The sequence below is a fragment of the Lederbergia citrisecunda genome, assembly GCF_018343695.1.
Taxonomy (GTDB): domain Bacteria; phylum Bacillota; class Bacilli; order Bacillales; family Bacillaceae_C; genus Lederbergia; species Lederbergia citrisecunda.
This window is the reverse complement of sequence record NZ_JAGYPJ010000001.1, coordinates 1,504,690-1,521,281: the sequence shown is the minus strand read 5'-3', so window position 1 is coordinate 1,521,281 and position 16,592 is coordinate 1,504,690. Positions and strand designations below refer to the sequence as shown.

20 protein-coding genes are annotated in these 16,592 nt (G+C 36.2%); 19 read left to right on the top strand and 1 reads right to left on the bottom strand.

The features are described 5' to 3' along the window. Positions 1-107 precede the first annotated feature (107 nt). The 17 genes from KHA93_RS07565 to purU all read left to right on the top strand — a co-directional run bounded on the left by KHA93_RS07565 (position 108) and on the right by purU (position 14,129). Entirely contained in the window at positions 108-887 is a 780-nt protein-coding gene (locus KHA93_RS07565; protein WP_213110184.1) for a heptaprenyl diphosphate synthase component 1, read from the top strand. A gap of 6 nt (positions 888-893) precedes the next feature. Then, the gene (locus KHA93_RS07560) at positions 894-1,598 is read left to right on the top strand and encodes a demethylmenaquinone methyltransferase (protein WP_213110183.1); all 705 of its coding nucleotides are present in this window, start codon (positions 894-896) and stop codon (positions 1,596-1,598) included. Positions 1,599-1,616: 18 nt separating this feature from the next. Beyond that, a complete protein-coding gene (gene hepT, locus KHA93_RS07555) occupies positions 1,617-2,579 on the top strand; it encodes a heptaprenyl diphosphate synthase component II (protein ID WP_213110182.1) in 963 nt (320 codons plus the stop codon). 131 nt (positions 2,580-2,710) lie between these two features. Further along, entirely contained in the window at positions 2,711-3,157 is a 447-nt protein-coding gene (ndk, locus tag KHA93_RS07550; RefSeq protein ID WP_213110181.1) for a nucleoside-diphosphate kinase, read from the top strand. Positions 3,158-3,264: 107 nt separating this feature from the next. Beyond that, positions 3,265-4,044 (top strand): CheR family methyltransferase, encoded by a 780-nt coding sequence (locus KHA93_RS07545; protein WP_213110180.1) that lies wholly within the window; start codon positions 3,265-3,267, stop codon positions 4,042-4,044. Between the two features lie 8 nt (positions 4,045-4,052). Further along, positions 4,053-5,144: a 3-dehydroquinate synthase gene (gene aroB / locus KHA93_RS07540; RefSeq protein ID WP_213110179.1), complete on the top strand. Its 1,092-nt coding sequence runs from the start codon at positions 4,053-4,055 to the stop codon at positions 5,142-5,144. 83 nt (positions 5,145-5,227) lie between these two features. Then, positions 5,228-6,112, top strand: coding sequence for a hypothetical protein (locus tag KHA93_RS07535; RefSeq protein ID WP_213110178.1), 885 nt, complete (start codon positions 5,228-5,230; stop codon positions 6,110-6,112). A 134-nt stretch (positions 6,113-6,246) separates the two neighbouring features. Next, the gene (locus KHA93_RS07530) at positions 6,247-7,491 is read left to right on the top strand and encodes a tetratricopeptide repeat protein (RefSeq protein WP_233711079.1); all 1,245 of its coding nucleotides are present in this window, start codon (positions 6,247-6,249) and stop codon (positions 7,489-7,491) included. 28 nt (positions 7,492-7,519) lie between these two features. Then, a complete protein-coding gene (locus KHA93_RS07525; protein ID WP_213110176.1) occupies positions 7,520-8,065 on the top strand; it encodes a ReoY family proteolytic degradation factor in 546 nt (181 codons plus the stop codon). Positions 8,066-8,253: 188 nt separating this feature from the next. Continuing rightward, on the top strand, positions 8,254-8,715 hold the full coding sequence (locus KHA93_RS07520) for a YpiF family protein (RefSeq protein WP_213110175.1): 462 nt from the start codon (positions 8,254-8,256) through the stop codon (positions 8,713-8,715). Between the two features lie 145 nt (positions 8,716-8,860). Beyond that, positions 8,861-9,373 (top strand): Rieske (2Fe-2S) protein, encoded by a 513-nt coding sequence (locus tag KHA93_RS07515; RefSeq protein ID WP_213110174.1) that lies wholly within the window; start codon positions 8,861-8,863, stop codon positions 9,371-9,373. Between the two features lie 14 nt (positions 9,374-9,387). Beyond that, positions 9,388-10,062, top strand: coding sequence for a menaquinol-cytochrome c reductase cytochrome b subunit (gene qcrB, locus KHA93_RS07510; RefSeq protein WP_213110173.1), 675 nt, complete (start codon positions 9,388-9,390; stop codon positions 10,060-10,062). A gap of 30 nt (positions 10,063-10,092) precedes the next feature. Then, the gene (locus KHA93_RS07505; RefSeq protein WP_213110172.1) at positions 10,093-10,860 is read left to right on the top strand and encodes a menaquinol-cytochrome c reductase cytochrome b/c subunit; all 768 of its coding nucleotides are present in this window, start codon (positions 10,093-10,095) and stop codon (positions 10,858-10,860) included. A gap of 63 nt (positions 10,861-10,923) precedes the next feature. Next, on the top strand, positions 10,924-11,520 hold the full coding sequence (gene lhaT, locus KHA93_RS07500; RefSeq protein ID WP_213110171.1) for a lipoprotein heptaprenylglyceryl N-acetyltransferase LhaT: 597 nt from the start codon (positions 10,924-10,926) through the stop codon (positions 11,518-11,520). 78 nt (positions 11,521-11,598) lie between these two features. Further along, positions 11,599-12,387, top strand: coding sequence for a sporulation protein YpjB (gene ypjB / locus KHA93_RS07495; protein WP_213110170.1), 789 nt, complete (start codon positions 11,599-11,601; stop codon positions 12,385-12,387). Positions 12,388-12,444: 57 nt separating this feature from the next. Next, complete coding sequence (locus KHA93_RS07490) at positions 12,445-13,131, top strand: zinc metallopeptidase (RefSeq protein ID WP_213110169.1); 687 nt, start codon at positions 12,445-12,447, stop codon at positions 13,129-13,131. Between the two features lie 104 nt (positions 13,132-13,235). Beyond that, a complete protein-coding gene (purU, locus tag KHA93_RS07485; RefSeq protein WP_213110168.1) occupies positions 13,236-14,129 on the top strand; it encodes a formyltetrahydrofolate deformylase in 894 nt (297 codons plus the stop codon). Positions 14,130-14,364: 235 nt separating this feature from the next. Here the strand turns inward: purU and KHA93_RS07480 are convergent, their stop codons facing one another. Then, on the bottom strand, positions 14,365-15,240 hold the full coding sequence (locus KHA93_RS07480) for a YitT family protein (RefSeq protein ID WP_213110167.1): 876 nt from the start codon (positions 15,238-15,240) through the stop codon (positions 14,365-14,367). 161 nt (positions 15,241-15,401) lie between these two features. Here KHA93_RS07480 and KHA93_RS07475 point away from each other — a divergent pair, with 161 nt between their 5' ends. Next, a complete protein-coding gene (locus KHA93_RS07475; protein ID WP_213110166.1) occupies positions 15,402-15,740 on the top strand; it encodes a nucleotide pyrophosphohydrolase in 339 nt (112 codons plus the stop codon). A gap of 1 nt (position 15,741) precedes the next feature. Beyond that, on the top strand, positions 15,742-16,545 hold the full coding sequence (dapB, locus tag KHA93_RS07470; protein ID WP_213110165.1) for a 4-hydroxy-tetrahydrodipicolinate reductase: 804 nt from the start codon (positions 15,742-15,744) through the stop codon (positions 16,543-16,545). Positions 16,546-16,592 lie beyond the last annotated feature (47 nt).

Here is a 16,592-nt window from a genome sequence, read left to right as displayed (position 1 = left end):
CGCTCCTAATGAAACCATCAGAATCGCCATTCGTTAATTGTATATGTTATAATTAAACTTGTATGTATTCTATGATTTTTATTAGTAATAGAAACGAGGATTTTGTTATGGCGGTTTGTAATTTTGAACAGCAAGTGGATTCTATAAAAAGAAAGTTGCAGCAAACATGCTCTCATCATTTTTTATATAAACATATTGAACCGCCTGAGCTCGATGTTGACCAAATTCATCTCATGGCATACTCACTGCGGGATTCCAGCTTGTCTGCGGAAGAATGTGAAATATACATCATTGCCACTATGCTTGCGAACTTGGCATTAGAAACACATGAAAATGTGTCTAATCCAAATATATCAATGAAGGCTCGTCAGCTGACGGTGTTGGCTGGAGATTATTATAGTGGAATGTACTATAACTTATTATCTGAATTACAAAATATTGAACTGATAAAAGCTTTAGCTTCAGCAATCAAAACAATTAACGAACATAAAATAAACATCATCCATTTTACAAGTGAAAATTTGAATTCTTACCTTAATAGTGTGAAAAAAGTTGAGTCAGGGCTTTTGGAACAATTTTGCGTTCATTTTCAGACACCTTCCAAATATATTAACTTTTTTACAGAGTTTTTATTTTTTAAAAGGGTTGCCAAGGAACTGAAATGGTTAATTAATGGGAAATTCTCGCTTATTATGGATGGATTAAAAAATCTTTATAGACAAAACAGCACAGAGCTATCATTGGAAGAAGAGAAAAAAATATTATTTGATATATTGAACGAATCAAAGAAAAAGCTAGATGACATGATGAAGGACATGAAATTCTTACCATCATTTGTGCACATGCGTATCGATGAGTTGGCTGGCTCTTTAAATGGAGGTTGTTGAAAAACGATGCAATCAAAAGAGGAACGTGTACATAGTGTGTTTGAAAAAATACATGATAATTATGATAAAATGAACTCGATTATCAGCTTTCAACAACATATAAAGTGGCGTAAAGAGACTATGAAAAAGATGAATGTTCCATTGGGGGCACATGCTCTTGATTTGTGCTGTGGCACGGGAGATTGGACTATTGCCCTTGCGCAAACTGTCGGCAGTGAGGGCAAAGTGACAGGGTTAGACTTTAGTTCCAATATGCTGCAAGTAGCAAAAGAAAAAAAAGAAAAAGAGCAATTGCATCAAATAGAGTTAATACAAGGGAACGCAATGGAGCTTCCATTTGAGGACGATTCATTTGATTACGTTACAATCGGTTTTGGATTACGCAATGTTCCGGATTATATGCAAGTATTAAAAGAAATGAATAGAGTGTTAAAACCAGGTGGAATGGCTGTATGCTTGGAAACATCTCAACCAACCCTCCCCGTTTATAAGCAAATTTATTATTTGTATTTCCGCTATATCATGCCGCTATTCGGAAAATTTTTTGCTAAAAGTTTCAAAGAATATTCATGGCTACAAGAATCTGCTCGGGATTTTCCGGGATCAGAAGAATTGGCGCAAATGTTCTGGAAAGCCGGATTTGTCGATGTCATTTACAAATCTTTTAACGGTGGTGTTGCAGCAGCCCATATTGGAAACAAAAAGAAATAATGCCTAGGTGGAAATGAAATGAAACTAACATTACTAAGTTCGACCTTAAAAGCTGACTTCGACATCATCGAAAAAGAGATGGAATTAGCCATTCAATCTGAGATGGGGCTGCTTCAAAAGGCGTCGGTTCAGCTGCTAAAAGCAGGGGGAAAAAGAATCCGTCCTGTTTTTGTCCTACTATCAGCCAAATTTGGCACCTATAACATACAATCAATTAAAAATACTGCCGTTGCTTTAGAACTCATACATATGGCTTCCCTAGTACATGATGATGTAATTGATGATGCCCAGCTTAGAAGAGGGCAGCCAACGATTAATTATATATGGGATGAGCGAATTGCCATGTATACAGGAGATTATATTTTGGCACGTTCTCTTGAATATATGACCAATATTCATAATGCATTGGCTCATCAAATTCTTTCGAACGCTATTATTGAAGTTTGTATGGGGGAAATTGATCAGATAAAAGATAAATATCGTTTTAATCAAAATTTAAGAGATTATTTTAGAAGGATTAAACGAAAAACGGCCTTACTTATCGCGGTAAGCTGCCAATTAGGGGCGGTATCGGCTGGTGCTGATGAAAAGATCCACCGAAAACTATATAAATTCGGTTATTTCATTGGAATGTCTTATCAAATCATAGATGACATATTAGATTTTACCGGTTCAGAAAAAGAACTTGGAAAACCTGCAGGTGAAGATTTAAGGCAAGGAAATATCACTTTGCCGGTCCTTTATGCAATGAAAAATGAAACGTTAAGACCTAGTATATTAAAAGTCAACGAGCATACTACAAACGAAGAGATGGTTGACATTATTTCCGCGATAAAAAACTCAGGAGCGATAGAAAAGGCATATTCGGTAAGCAGGATGTATTTAAAAAAAGCGATTACTGTTTTAGACGAACTACCTCCTATTAAAGCAAAAAAAATACTTCGAGATATCGCATTTTATATCGGAAAACGAAAATATTAAAATGGCGGTTTTCTTGTGAGTTTATTATTGATGTGCCAATCCTGATGTCAATTTGCTATCGTTGGAAATCAATGTTATTATTTTCATGGGATTTCGAACTTTTTCCCGAGATAATTGCAGGAGTGATAACAATGGAAAAGACTTTTCTAATGGTAAAACCAGATGGAGTACAAAGAGGATTAATTGGCGAAATCGTATCACGCTTTGAAAAAAAAGGATTCCAGCTTGTTGGAGCGAAATTAATGACGATTTCGAAAGAACTTGCTGAACAACATTATGGTGAACATAAAGAGCGTCCTTTTTTTGGTGATTTAGTTGAATTCATTACATCTGGACCAGTTTTTGCTATGGTATGGCAAGGTGAGAATGTTATACATACAGCGCGTCAAATGATGGGTTCTACGAATCCAAAAGACGCGGTACAAGGAACGATTCGAGGAGATTTTGGCTTAACAGTCGGAAAAAATATCATACACGGATCTGATTCAACTGAAAGTGCTGAGAGAGAAATATCACTGTTTTTTAAAGATGCTGAGCTTGAAGAGTATTCTAAGCTAATCAACAGCTGGATATATTAACATATATAAGACCACCTGGAACTATTTCTAGGTGGTTTTTCCATCTTAATTACTAAACTAGAATACGATATAATAATAATAGTACATAGAGAAAGTAGTGGGGGATTATGGGTCAAGATTATCATCATTTTATTGTTCAAATAAAACAAAAAACAGGGATTGATCTTTCTTTATATAAAGAAGCGCAAATGAAAAGAAGACTAACGTCTCTTTATCAAAAAAAAGGATTTTCTTCTTTTAAAGAATTTTATGCTGGTATATTATCAGATCAACAAAATATGTATGACTTTCTTGATAAAATGACAATTAATGTAACGGAATTTTTTCGTAATAGTAAACGTTGGGAAGTATTGGAAAACAAAATTTTGCCACGCCTTTTATCGAAAAAGAAGAAACTGAAAGTATGGAGCGCTGCATCATCTACAGGTGAAGAGCCATATACCATTTCCATGATATTATCGAGATATATGCCACTTGATCAAATTTCCATTTTGGCGACTGATATTGATGACCAAGCATTAGCGGCAGCAAAGGCAGGGATATATTCTGAACGTTCGCTTGCGGAAATTCCTTCTTCCTTGCTAACAACATTTTTTAAAAAGGAAGGTAGCGTTTTTAAGATCGACGAAACGATAAAAAAGACTGTTGATTTTCGAAAATTAAATTTGCTAGGGGATCCCTTTCAAAAAGATTTTGATTTAATCATTTGCCGAAATGTATTAATCTATTTTACAGAAGAAGCAAAAGATGATCTGTATAAAAAATTCTCCAATTCATTAGCTGATGATGGAGTGCTATTCGTTGGGAGTACAGAACAAATTTTTAATCCAGGACAATATGATTTAGAGGTTGAAGATACATTTTTTTATCGAAAAGTCAAATCGTAGGGGGAGAAATGGTGAAAATCGATATTAAGACACCATCAAAATCTTATTCTGTTTACATAGGAAACAATGTTTTAGATTCATTAAGCTTGCATTTGCAATCGACTCACTATACGAAACTTCTTATTATTACAGATGAAACGGTTGGTAAACTGCATTTGGAAGAATTGCAATCAGCTATTCCACAATCGTATGAGACTTTTATATACGTAGTCCCTCCCGGAGAAAAGGCAAAACAATTTGCAATATATGAAGCGAGTTTATCGTTTGCGCTGGAAAAAGGTTTAGACCGGAAATCTTGCATTATTGCATTGGGTGGGGGGAGTGTTGGTGATTTAGCAGGATTCGTTGCTGCAACATATATGAGAGGAATTCCTTTCATCCAAGTTCCGACTACAATATTAGCTCATGATAGTGCGGTTGGAGGCAAAACCGGAATCAATCATCCATTAGGAAAAAATATGATCGGTTCCTTCCATCAACCGGAAGCAGTCATTTATCAAACCGAATTTCTTAAAACGTTACCACAATCAGAAATTCGATCTGGCTTTGCAGAAGCTGTCAAGCATGCTTTAATTGCGGACGTATCATTACTCGAATTTTTAATGTCGAATGTAATCGATTTACACTCCATTAAGGATGAACACCTCATCTATTTTTTACAAAGAGGAATTGAAATAAAAGCAAATATCGTCTCACAAGACGAGAGAGAATCGGGAATTCGCGCATTCTTAAATTTTGGACATACTCTAGGACATGTAATAGAATCCTCGGCTGGATACGGAAAAGTATCTCATGGCGAGGCGGTTATGACGGGTATGATATATGCTTTGTATTTAAGCAAGGAAGTTTTAGATTTGGAATTTAATATTACTGAATTTGAGTTGTGGATTAAAAAACTTGGATATAGTTTAGAAATTCCAGACGGATTTGATTTTAATAATGCCTTTACTAGTATGACTAGGGATAAAAAGTCATACTCTAATCAACCGAGATTCGTTCTATTAGACAAAGTAGGTGAACCTCTCGTAAAAGAGCTGGACAAGGAACTATTGGAAAAGGTTTATACAACCTTTCTTTCATCTACCGAACTTAAGAAATAAAAAGAGTTTAGCTAAAGAAACATTTCATGATTCCTACCTTTTTGACATAGATTGTTTTAAAAGGATTAGAAAGGTAGGAAAACATGAATTATATTATTGAAAATGCATTGTCAATAGAAGACGGGCAAAGATCAAAAGTATCGATACTAGTCAGGAATCAGGAAATTCGTTATTTTGGTTCAAAAACTCTAAACCATTCTCTAATTAAAATGGATGCCCGCTCTTTTGTCATTTCACCGTCTTCTATCTATTTCGCTCCTAATATTCCAGATTTACCATTCGAAGAATTTAAAGTGTATTTTTCCAATCGTTTCGTTAAGAAAGGCTGCGGAACAATTATTTCTAATTTTTATATTTCTCGACTGATGGATTTTGATAAAATGCTTACACTTAGACGTAAATCCCTTCTTAGTAGCCCTATTGATTATTTACTTGGTGTAACGGTTCCGGCGGCAATTCTGAACACCTCGCTCATTATAAAATGTAAATCGCAAAAAATACCAATTATATTTGTAGAATTAAGTCGTATCAATGAACTAGAAAGTATCCCATGGGGATGGATAAAAGATGTATCATTTCCGTACAATCCTATTTTCATTCCAGTTTTTCCTTCATCAATCAAAACTTATCGCCAAAAACTACTATTACGGAAGTGGAACAGTATTCTTAAAAGTGTAAAACTTCCACATCTATCACAACCACTGCAAGCAGATCTACCTTTGAATTTGGAAATAATAAAGAAAATTGGTTTGTATCCTAAAAAAGGGATTTTGAAAGTTGGCGGCGAATTAAGTTATAATCTATTTTTACAATATGAGGGTGGGAATGATTTTAAGGCAATTAATGGTCAAGAAAGCCCTTCTATATGTGTTCAAAAAGGAAAATTTGTTTGTATTAATGAAAATCCAATTTTTCGTCCGGGATATGGTGATGAAATTACGATTAAAAAGACATCATTATTTATTTAAAGAGGAGTGTAGGCTAAGATTAAGAAGTACTAATGTAATGCGATAGAGACAGACATATCATATTGTCTTCGAGAAGCTGTATGCTGGAGCTAGACATATAAGAAAGGATTTTGGTAATGAACAACGCGGAACTTATGCTTAAATACATCGAAGAACAAAATCTTTCGAAAGCGGAAAAACAATTTAAAAAAGTTAAGATCAGTGGAACAGACGATGAAAAGTACATGCTTGCTACAAGTTTGGCACAGTATGGATATTTGGATGAAGCGAAAGAATTATATGAAATTTTACTCCGTTTTTACCCCGATGAAGGCGAATTGAAATTAAATCTTGCCGAACTTTTGGTTGAAATGGATCAAGATGATGAAGCACTCCAATACTTAGAATCAATCTCCAAAGATGATCCCAATTATCCTGCATCCTTACTCGTTGAAGCTGATTTATACGAGATGCAAGGTTTATTTGAGGTTAGCGAAAACAAGCTTCTAAAAGCGAAAGAGATTGTACCAGATGAATCAGTTGTTGACTATGCACTCGGAGAACTTTATATGACACAAGGTCGATTTCTGGAGGCTGCGAGATCCTTTAGTATTTTACTTACGGAAGAAAGTAATGTAATTGAAGGTGTAGACATAAATAGTAGAATGGCTGAAGCGTTAAGTGCAGGTGGAGCGTTTGAAGATGCCTTAGCATATTATAAGAAATCATTAAAAAATAAAACGGATATTGATCTGTTATTCGCCTACGGGTTAACTGCTTATCAATCCGCTCAATACAAGGTGGCTATAAGAGCATTTAAACAACTGCGTGATATAGACCCACATTATCATTCATTATATTTATATTTAGCCCGGAGTTTAGAGCATGAAGAAAAATTGGACGAGGCTTTGGAAGTCGCTGAAGCCGGTCTTAAGGAAGATGAGTTTAATAAGGATTTACATTATTTTGCAGGTAAGCTTGCTCTTAAAATAGGGGATGAAAATAAAGCGGAACATTTTTTTAGGCAAGCGCTTGTATTGGATCCTGAATATACGGAGTCTGCCATCTCTTTAAATAGGCTTTTAATTCATCAAGAAAGATACGAATCCGTTTTGGAAATAACAGAAATGTTTTTTGAAGGAGGAGGCGCTGATCCTCAGTTTCATTGGGACGCAGCCGTTAGTTATCAACATACAGAGCAATACGCGCAGGCATTAAATGAATATGAGCATGCATATAATGATTTAAAAAATAATCAAGATTTTTTAGTTGATTATGGATATTTCTTAATGGAAGAAGGGAATGGAAGGGCGGCTGCTGAAATTTTCAAGATGCTAGCTGAGAAAGATCCTGCTAATGAGGAGTGGATTTCCTTATTAGAAAGACTTGAAGAATATTGATTATTAATTTGCAGAGGAGGGAAATAAAATGGCGACCCCTGTTTCTGTCAACGAGAAGAAAGAGTTTATTCGCTGGTTTTTAAATCGGTATCAATTAAAAAGAAGAGAATCAGTTTGGATACTCAACTATTTAATGAGTCACGACCAACTAATGGAAAAGGTTCATTTTGTAGAAGATGCTCAATGCTGTCCGAGAGGTCTAATTATGTCCACGCATTGTACGAGAGAAGTTCCATTCCGTTTTTATAAAGAAAATATTATGACAACGGATGCTGAAAAGTCATTCCATGATATTAGACTAAATCGGGACGAGGACATATATATACAAATTAACTTTAGAGCCTCAAATCTTTCGCATCAATACGCAGCTGTGCTGGAAGAAAATCCATTCGTTAAAAATAAAGTATACTTAACGGAAAAAGATAAAATGGTTGCAGAGAAAATATTGGAAGAAAGTATTAAAATGTTTCACGAAGGAAAATTATTAAAGGCCATTGATGAAGCGCTTGAAAAACGAGATCATGGAGCCTTTACTAAACTAGCAAAGCAATTAAATGAATTACGGAAAACATAAATCCTCCCACAAAATGAAATGGGAGGACTTTTTCTTTTTAGCAATAAGATCTTGCACTATGTTTAATGGAGAGGGTATTAGTATAGAAGTTAGAAAAAGTCTTTTGTTTTAAAAGCATTTTCTACACGTTTATTTAAAATGAATGATAGAATACCATTTAGAACATATTAGATAAAGAGGTGTACACTTTGAATTGGAACACGAAGGATATCAACATTTTCATGACAGAGAGAGAGTACATTGATACAGCCGTTATTCCGCTAGTGCCAGTTGTTCTCGGAGACGGAATAAAGCGTGCGGCAGAGCAAGGTGAATTCATTCAACTTTTATCGTTACATTTAGAGAGACAGTTTAAAGGAAGGACCCTTATATTGCCTTCTTTTTCATACATGAAGGAGCCAAATGAAAATATAGAAGCATTAGAAAGTTGGACAATGCATGCGAAAGAGGCTGGCTTTTCTTATGTGTTTTATTTAACTTCAGATCCGAGATGGCAGTCTATTCAGGACGAATGTAAGGGTACGTTAATTCATATTCCGTCTATTCCATTTGAACATATGGATGAACAACATAAGCATACTGTCATGGAAAATCAGCTTAAAACTCTGATTGAGAAAATCGTCCAGGCATGGCAAGGGAGAAATGATTAACTAATTTTGCCACATTGTTGACAATGTTTAGCTTTCAATATTATTGACCTTGTCGTTGTATTGATATATCATAATTATGTCCTAGTTTGTATTAATGTGCATAAATGTCCGATGGACTTACCTTACTGACAGAGGGGGGAAAAGGATGAGCAAAAATCCTGTAACAAGACGTCAATTTTTAAGCTACACACTCACTGGAGTAGGTGGGTTTATGGCTGCTGGAATGTTGATGCCAATGCTTCGTTTCGCTGTAGATCCAATGTTAAAAGCACATGCGGCAGGCGATTTTAAAATGACGGATAAGAAAATTGCTGACATTACGTCAGATCCAGTCCGCGTCGATTTTAAATACGAACAGCAAGATGCGTGGTACACTTCTGAAGTAACACAAACAGCTTGGGTTTACAAAAATGAAGGAGGCGAAATTGTCGCTCTTTCACCAGTTTGTAAGCATTTAGGCTGTACTGTAGCTTGGGAAGGAAGCGAAAAACATCCAAATATGTTCTTTTGTCCTTGCCATATGGGTCTTTATCATAAGAATGGCGAAAATGTACCAGGTACTCCGCCAAGGGGACCATTGGATGCTTATCCAACGCAAGAAAAAGACGGCTTTTTAATGCTAGGATCACCTGGAACAAATCCATTCGTAAGGAAGTAAAGGAGGCACAAATCTTGCTTAACAAAATGTACGACTGGATTGACGAGCGTATGGATATTACGCCAATATGGAGAGACATTGCAGACCATGAAGTGCCTGAGCATGTTAACCCTGCGCACCACTTTTCTGCGTTTGTATACTGTTTTGGTGGATTGACATTTTTTATTACTGTTATCCAAATACTTTCAGGTATGTTTTTGACGATGTATTATGTACCTGATATTAAAAACGCTTGGGAATCCGTATATTATCTGCAAAATCAAGTTGCTTTCGGACAAATTGTCCGTGGTATGCACCATTGGGGTGCAAGTCTTGTCATCGTAATGATGTTTTTACATACACTTCGCGTGTTCTTTCAAGGAGCATACAAGAAGCCTCGTGAGCTAAACTGGGTTGTTGGAGTACTTATCTTTTTTGTTATGCTAGCTCTTGGGCTTACTGGATATCTTCTTCCTTGGGATATGAAAGCATTATTCGCAACAAAGGTAACACTTGAAATCGTTGAATCTGTTCCGCTCATCGGTGTTTATGCGAAAACATTAATAGCGGGTGATCCAACGATTGTAGGAGCACAAACATTAACTCGTTTCTTTGCGATTCATGTGTTTTTCTTGCCAGCTGCATTATTGGCATTAATGGGTGCTCACTTTGTAATGATCCGGAGACAAGGAATTTCTGGACCATTGTAAAATTAGTTTACGCAAAAAGGAGGGGACACAATGCATCGTGGAAAAGGAATGAAGTTCGTCGGCGATTCACGTGTATCTGCTGAACGCAAGCCGAATATTCCAAAAGATTATTCCGAATATCCTGGAAAAACAGAAGCATTTTGGCCTGACTTTCTTTTAAAAGAATGGCTTGTCGGTGCTGTTTTCTTAATTGGCTATTTATGTTTAACTATCGCACATCCAAGTCCGCTTGAACGTATTGCGGATCCAACTGACACTGGATATATTCCGTTACCGGACTGGTATTTCTTATTTTTATATCAATTATTGAAATACACGTATGCTTCAGGACCTTATAATATTCTTGGAACAGTTGTAATTCCTGGACTTGCATTTGGTGGATTATTGCTCGCGCCATTTATTGATCGTGGACCTGAGCGTCGTCCATCTAAGCGTCCATTTGCTACTGGATTTATGCTTCTAGCCTTTGCAGGTATTTTCTATTTGACTTGGCAAGCTGTTGACATGCACGATTGGGCTGCTGCTGAGCAACAAGGGAAAATTACAAAAACTGTTGAAGTTGATAAGGAAGCAGAAGGGTATAAAATTTATTCTCAAAGCTGTATCGGCTGTCACGGTGAAAATCTAGAGGGTAAGTCTGGGGTAGGTCCTGCTTTAGTAGGAACTGGACATACAGCGGATGAAGTTAAAGATATCGCCCGTAATGGTTTCAAAAAAATGCCTGCAGGTATATTCAAAGGAACTGACGATGAATTGGATAAGCTTGCAGACTATGTAGCAGAAGTTGCAAAAAAATAATAATTTTTTATTCAAGCCGGCAATTTGCCGGCTTTTTCCACATTTTATGGAAGGCTGAGAGCGATGAATTTTATTTATACATATTTGGCAGACCGCCGTTTTTTATGGCTCTTATTAATCATTAATACAGCAGGAACATTGTACGGATATTACTGGTATGAACCGCAGATTGCCGTGACCCCTACTATATTCATACCTTTTGTACCGGATAGTCCAACAGCAAGTTTATTTTTCGTATTTGTCCTTGCCGCTTTTTTATTGCGGACGAATTGGCCATTATTTGAAGCGTTGGCCATTATTACATTATTTAAGTATGGTATTTGGGCGGTAGTGATGAATTTCCTTTCTCTTGCGGTAATGGGAGATATAGGATGGCAAGGCTATATGTTAATTTGTTCACACGCAGCAATGGCGATTCAAGGAATATTATATGCACGATTTTATAAAATGAAATTTTGGCATGTTCTCGTTGCCGCAGTATGGACGTTGCACAACGATGTAATTGATTATGTATTTATGCAATATCCAAAATATCCAGGACTAGAGATCTATGTAAGGGAAATCGGTTATTTTACATTTTGGCTCAGTATTATCGGTACGGGAATCGCATTATATTATGCACGAAGATGTAAACAAGGAAATCAACTTCAGATATATTGACCTAGAAATATGTAATTGCTAGGTCTATTCTTGTCCCATTTTACATACATATTATCAGTAGTATGGGGAGGGACAAGTATGAGGGGAAAATTGATCATCCTTCTAGTGCTGAACGTATTGTTTTCTGGCTTTTCTGTACAAGCCGACTCAAAATCCTCTATGACCGAATTAGATCAGCTTGCTGATGAAGCTTTACAGTTGACACGGTTTGGCCGCTTTGAAGAAGCAAAAAATATCATGGAAAGATTCGGAGAATTATTTTCAGAAAAAGGGGTAATCGAACGGCAATTTACGATGGATGAACTAAGAATTGTCACTGCAGCTCATCATGAGGCTTTAAAAGCATTAGCAAGCGTTGGATTAAATACAAATGAGAGAGTGAAAAAAGTAACTGCATTTCGATTAGCAACAGATGCGATTATTTCAAAGTATCAGCCATTATGGTCAGAGATGGAAAGACCGATTATGAATGCCTTTGAAGATGTTAAAAGTGCCGCATTAGAAGGAGATGAAAATTTATATAATACTGAATTAAATGAATTTTTATCCACCTATTCCGTCATCCAACCTAGTATCAAAATTTCTGTGCCTGTAGAGAAAGTTCAAAGGCTAGATTCTAGAATTGCCTATATAGATCGATATCGCTCCACATTTTCTGAACAAAAATGGATGCAAGAACTGGAGGGGCTTGAGGCCGATTTAAAAAAATTGTTTTCGGAAATAAATAAAGATGATACAGATCCTTCTATTTGGTGGGTGATGTTCATGACGGGTGGCATTATCGTTTCAACCTTATCATATGTAAGTTGGCGAAAGTATAGGGGGCAAAAGCTTCAAAAGCAGAAGCGAAAAGATCTAAATGATTGACCAAAACCCTACCATCAAATAAAATAGAAGTTAAACAACTAGAAATGGGGGTTTAAAATGGGAGGATATTTAATTTATTTGGCGATCATTATCATTATCCCAATTTGGGCACAAATGAAAGTGAAAAGCGCATACACAAAATATTCAAAAATCCCAACTTCAGCAAGTATGAGTGGTGCAGAAGTTGCTCGTAGAATATTAGACGCAAACGGATTGGAAAACGTAGCAGTTCGAGAGACGCAAGGAGTTTTAAGTGATCATTACAATCCAATGAATAAAACCGTATACCTTTCTTCGTCTAATTATCACCATCATTCAGTAGCTGGTGCAGCCGTTGCGGCACATGAAGTTGGTCATGCCATACAGGATAAAGAACGGTATGCTGCATTACGTTTTCGTCATGCACTTGTTCCAGTTGCAAATATAAGCTCAAAACTGGCTTGGATTTTTATTATGGTTGGGATCATTTTTTCTACTGTGTTTTCAAACTTACTATTAATTGGTATTGTTTTAATGGCAGCTGGAGTATTATTTCAAATTGTTACATTGCCAGTTGAGTTTAATGCATCATCGAGAGCGATGGATCAAATTGTTTCACTTGGACTTATCAGCAACACTGAAGAGCGAGATGCAAGAAAAGTATTAAATGCAGCAGCAATGACATATGTAGCTGCAGCAGCAGTTGCAGTCCTCGAATTGGTAAGGTTAATATTGATTTTCACTAACATTACTAGAAATGATTAATGAATGTATAACCCGGTCATTTACGCCGGGTTTTTATTTATTTTTTTGCAAATTTTGCAGAAAAAAAGTAAAATAGCTAAAAACATTTAAAGAGGGACGTATGGATGACAAATATAGAATTATATCATCATTTTCGTGAACAAAATAAAGATCGAGCAAGACTACTTATTAAATGTCCTGACCAACCTGGAATTGTATCCGCTGTGTCAACCTTTCTAATGAATAATGGAGCTAACATTATAGAGTCGAGCCAGTATTCTGCAGATCCTGAAGGTGGGAATTTTTTTATAAGAATGGAATTTAGTTGCCTGGATTTACATAATAGACGAATAGAGATTGAGCAATCTTTTCACGAAGTATCTACAAAATTTAATATGGAATTTCAATTTCTTTATGTAAGTGACGTTAAAAAAACAGCTATTTTTGTCTCAAAAGAACAACATTGTTTAATGGAGCTGCTTTGGGAGTGGCAAAATGGGGACTTGATGATGGATATCGGCTGTATTATTAGTAATAACGAGAATGCAGAGCAATTAGCGAAATCGTTAAATATTCCATTTTATTATATACCTGCGAATAAAGATATTCGAGCGCAAGTAGAAGAACGTCAGTTGGAAATTTTAAAAGAGCATGATATTGAACTCATTATACTAGCACGATATATGCAAATTTTGACACCAAATTTTGTTTCCCATTATCCGAATCAAATTATTAATATTCACCATTCCTTTTTACCTGCATTTATCGGAGCTAGGCCTTACGAGCGGGCATATGCGAGAGGTGTTAAATTAATTGGAGCGACATCGCATTATGTAACGAATGACCTTGATGAGGGACCGATCATTGAACAAGGCGTGGAAAGAGTGAGCCATCATGATAAAGTGGATGATTTAAAAAGAATTGGAAGAAATATTGAAAGAAGCGTGTTAGCACGTGCAGTAAAATGGCATCTTCAAGATCGTGTTATTGTTGATGGGAATAAAACAATCGTTTTTTAATAACTTTTGTGATAGTAAATTAAAATAGTCTTTTTTTATTGTTGATTGGAGCGGAGGGCGCGAGACTCCTGCGGGAAAAACAGTAAACGTGAGACCCCACAGGCGCGTTAAGCGCTGAGGAGGCTCACGAACTGCCCGCGGAAAGCGAGTGCCAGTAGCGGAAATCAACATACAAGTTTAGTAGTGCTAAACAAGAAAAAAGCCTTTCCTCAAGTTAATTTAGAGGAAAGGCGATTTATACGTCATAAGGTCTTTTATTTTCGTCTAATGTAAAGCCTTCTCCCATTACATCATGAACAATGGTTACTGAGACGAACGCATGGGGATCAATGGCATTGATGATTCTTTTTAAATTGACGATTTCATTCTTGGCTACGACGCAATATAAGATTTCTTTATTTTGTTTAGTAAACGATCCGTAGCCACGTAAAACCGTGACACCTCTTCCCATTTGCATTAATATTTCATCAGCTATTTTTTCATGCTGCATTTCGGAAATAATCATAGCACCTCTTGCGGCATATGATCCTTCCTGCATGAAATCAATGACTCTTGCACCAACAAAAACGGCAACGAGAGTGTACATAGCTTGCACATGATTTAAATACGTCAAAAGGGACGCAGTGATGACAATCGCATCAAACATAAACATTGTTCTTCCCATACTGAATCCTTTATATTTAAGGAATAGGCGAGCAATAATATCGACTCCTCCTGTTGTTCCTCCGTATCGAAACGTGATGCCTAGACCAATGCCGATAAACACTCCGGCAAATAAGGCAGCTAAAAATAAGTCGCCGTTCAAAGGAATGCTAAGTTGATATTTTTGAAAAATAAATAAAAATAATGATACCGATAGCGTTCCAATGATTGTATAAATAAAAGATTTGCTGCCTAGTAACTTCCATCCAACAAAAAATAAGGGAACGTTCAATATTAGGTTGGAAATAGAAGGATCAATATGAAAAACAAAATAGAGCAATAATGTTATACCTGTAAATCCACCTTCTGCTAAATTATTTTGCATATTAAAGTGAACTATACCAAATGAAAAGATGGCAGCGCCTAGAAGAATGAAGAAAACATTTTTCAACTTTATTCCAGCTAGCATATTATCGCCTCCGGGTATGAAGAAATATTATGTACTATTTGTGTAGAAGCTAATTCATTATAACCAATCTTTGACAAAGTGTACAAAAATACTACACTAAAGCAATATTATTTGAATATAAAAATAGTATTAGCTAACATAATGGTGAAAGGTGATACATTATGACTGAACAGAAGACAATTAAGCAAATACAAGAAGAAGTAGACTCATACATTAGTCAGTTTAAAGAGGGTTATTTTAGTCCACTTGCAATGCTTGCTAGGCTGACTGAAGAACTAGGAGAATTAGCTAGAGAGCTTAATCATCATTATGGTGAAAAACCTAAAAAATCAACAGAAGAAGAAAAGGCAATTGAGGAAGAAATAGGAGATTTGTTATTTGTGTTAGTTTGCTTGGCAAATTCCTTAAATATTGATTTGCAGTCTTCTCACGATATAGTGATGAATAAATTTAACACTCGTGATAAAGACAGATGGACAAGAAAAAGTGAGGGTGAATAAAATGGGGAAACCAATAAAAATTGTAGTGGCTGGACCGCGTGGAAGAATGGGGAAAGAGGCAGTAAATTTAGTAAATGAGACTCCGGAATTTGAATTGGTTGCAGTACTAGATAGGAAACATAACGGAATGCTGCTCTCCGAGATAGATGGATTTTCTAATCTTGATGTAAGAATCTATACAGATGTGGAAGAATGCTTTCAAAATGTCGATGCTGATGTATTAATAGACTTGACCGTACCTGAAACCGGCTATTTACATACTAAAACCGCATTATTACACGGTGTCCGACCTGTAGTAGGGACAACAGGATTTACAGAAGAAGAGATATCTGAATTGAGAAAATTGGCAGAAGAAAGAGACATCGGCTGCATCATCGCACCGAATTTCGCTATTGGTGCAATCTTAATGATGAAGTTTTCTCAAATGGCAGCTAAATATTTCAATAACGTTGAAATCATTGAACTGCATCATGATCAAAAACTTGACGCACCATCTGGTACAGCCCTTAAAACGGCACAAATGATGTCTAATAATCGAGAAAAAAAGAAACAGGGCCATCCAAATGAAAAAGAAACGATTCGTGGTGCTAGAGGTGCCAACTTTGAAGGGATGCGTATTCATAGTGTAAGATTACCTGGACTTGTTGCACATCAACAAGTAATATTTGGGGCACCAGGCGAAACATTAACAATCCGCCACGATTCATATAATCGTGCTTCCTTTATGACAGGAGTTAAAATGTCCGTAGAAACAGTCATGAAATTGAATACACTCGTTTACGGTTTGGAGCATATTTTGGAATAAGGTTTCTAACAGACTGTTCTCGTATTGAATATTATTTATAAAAAGGC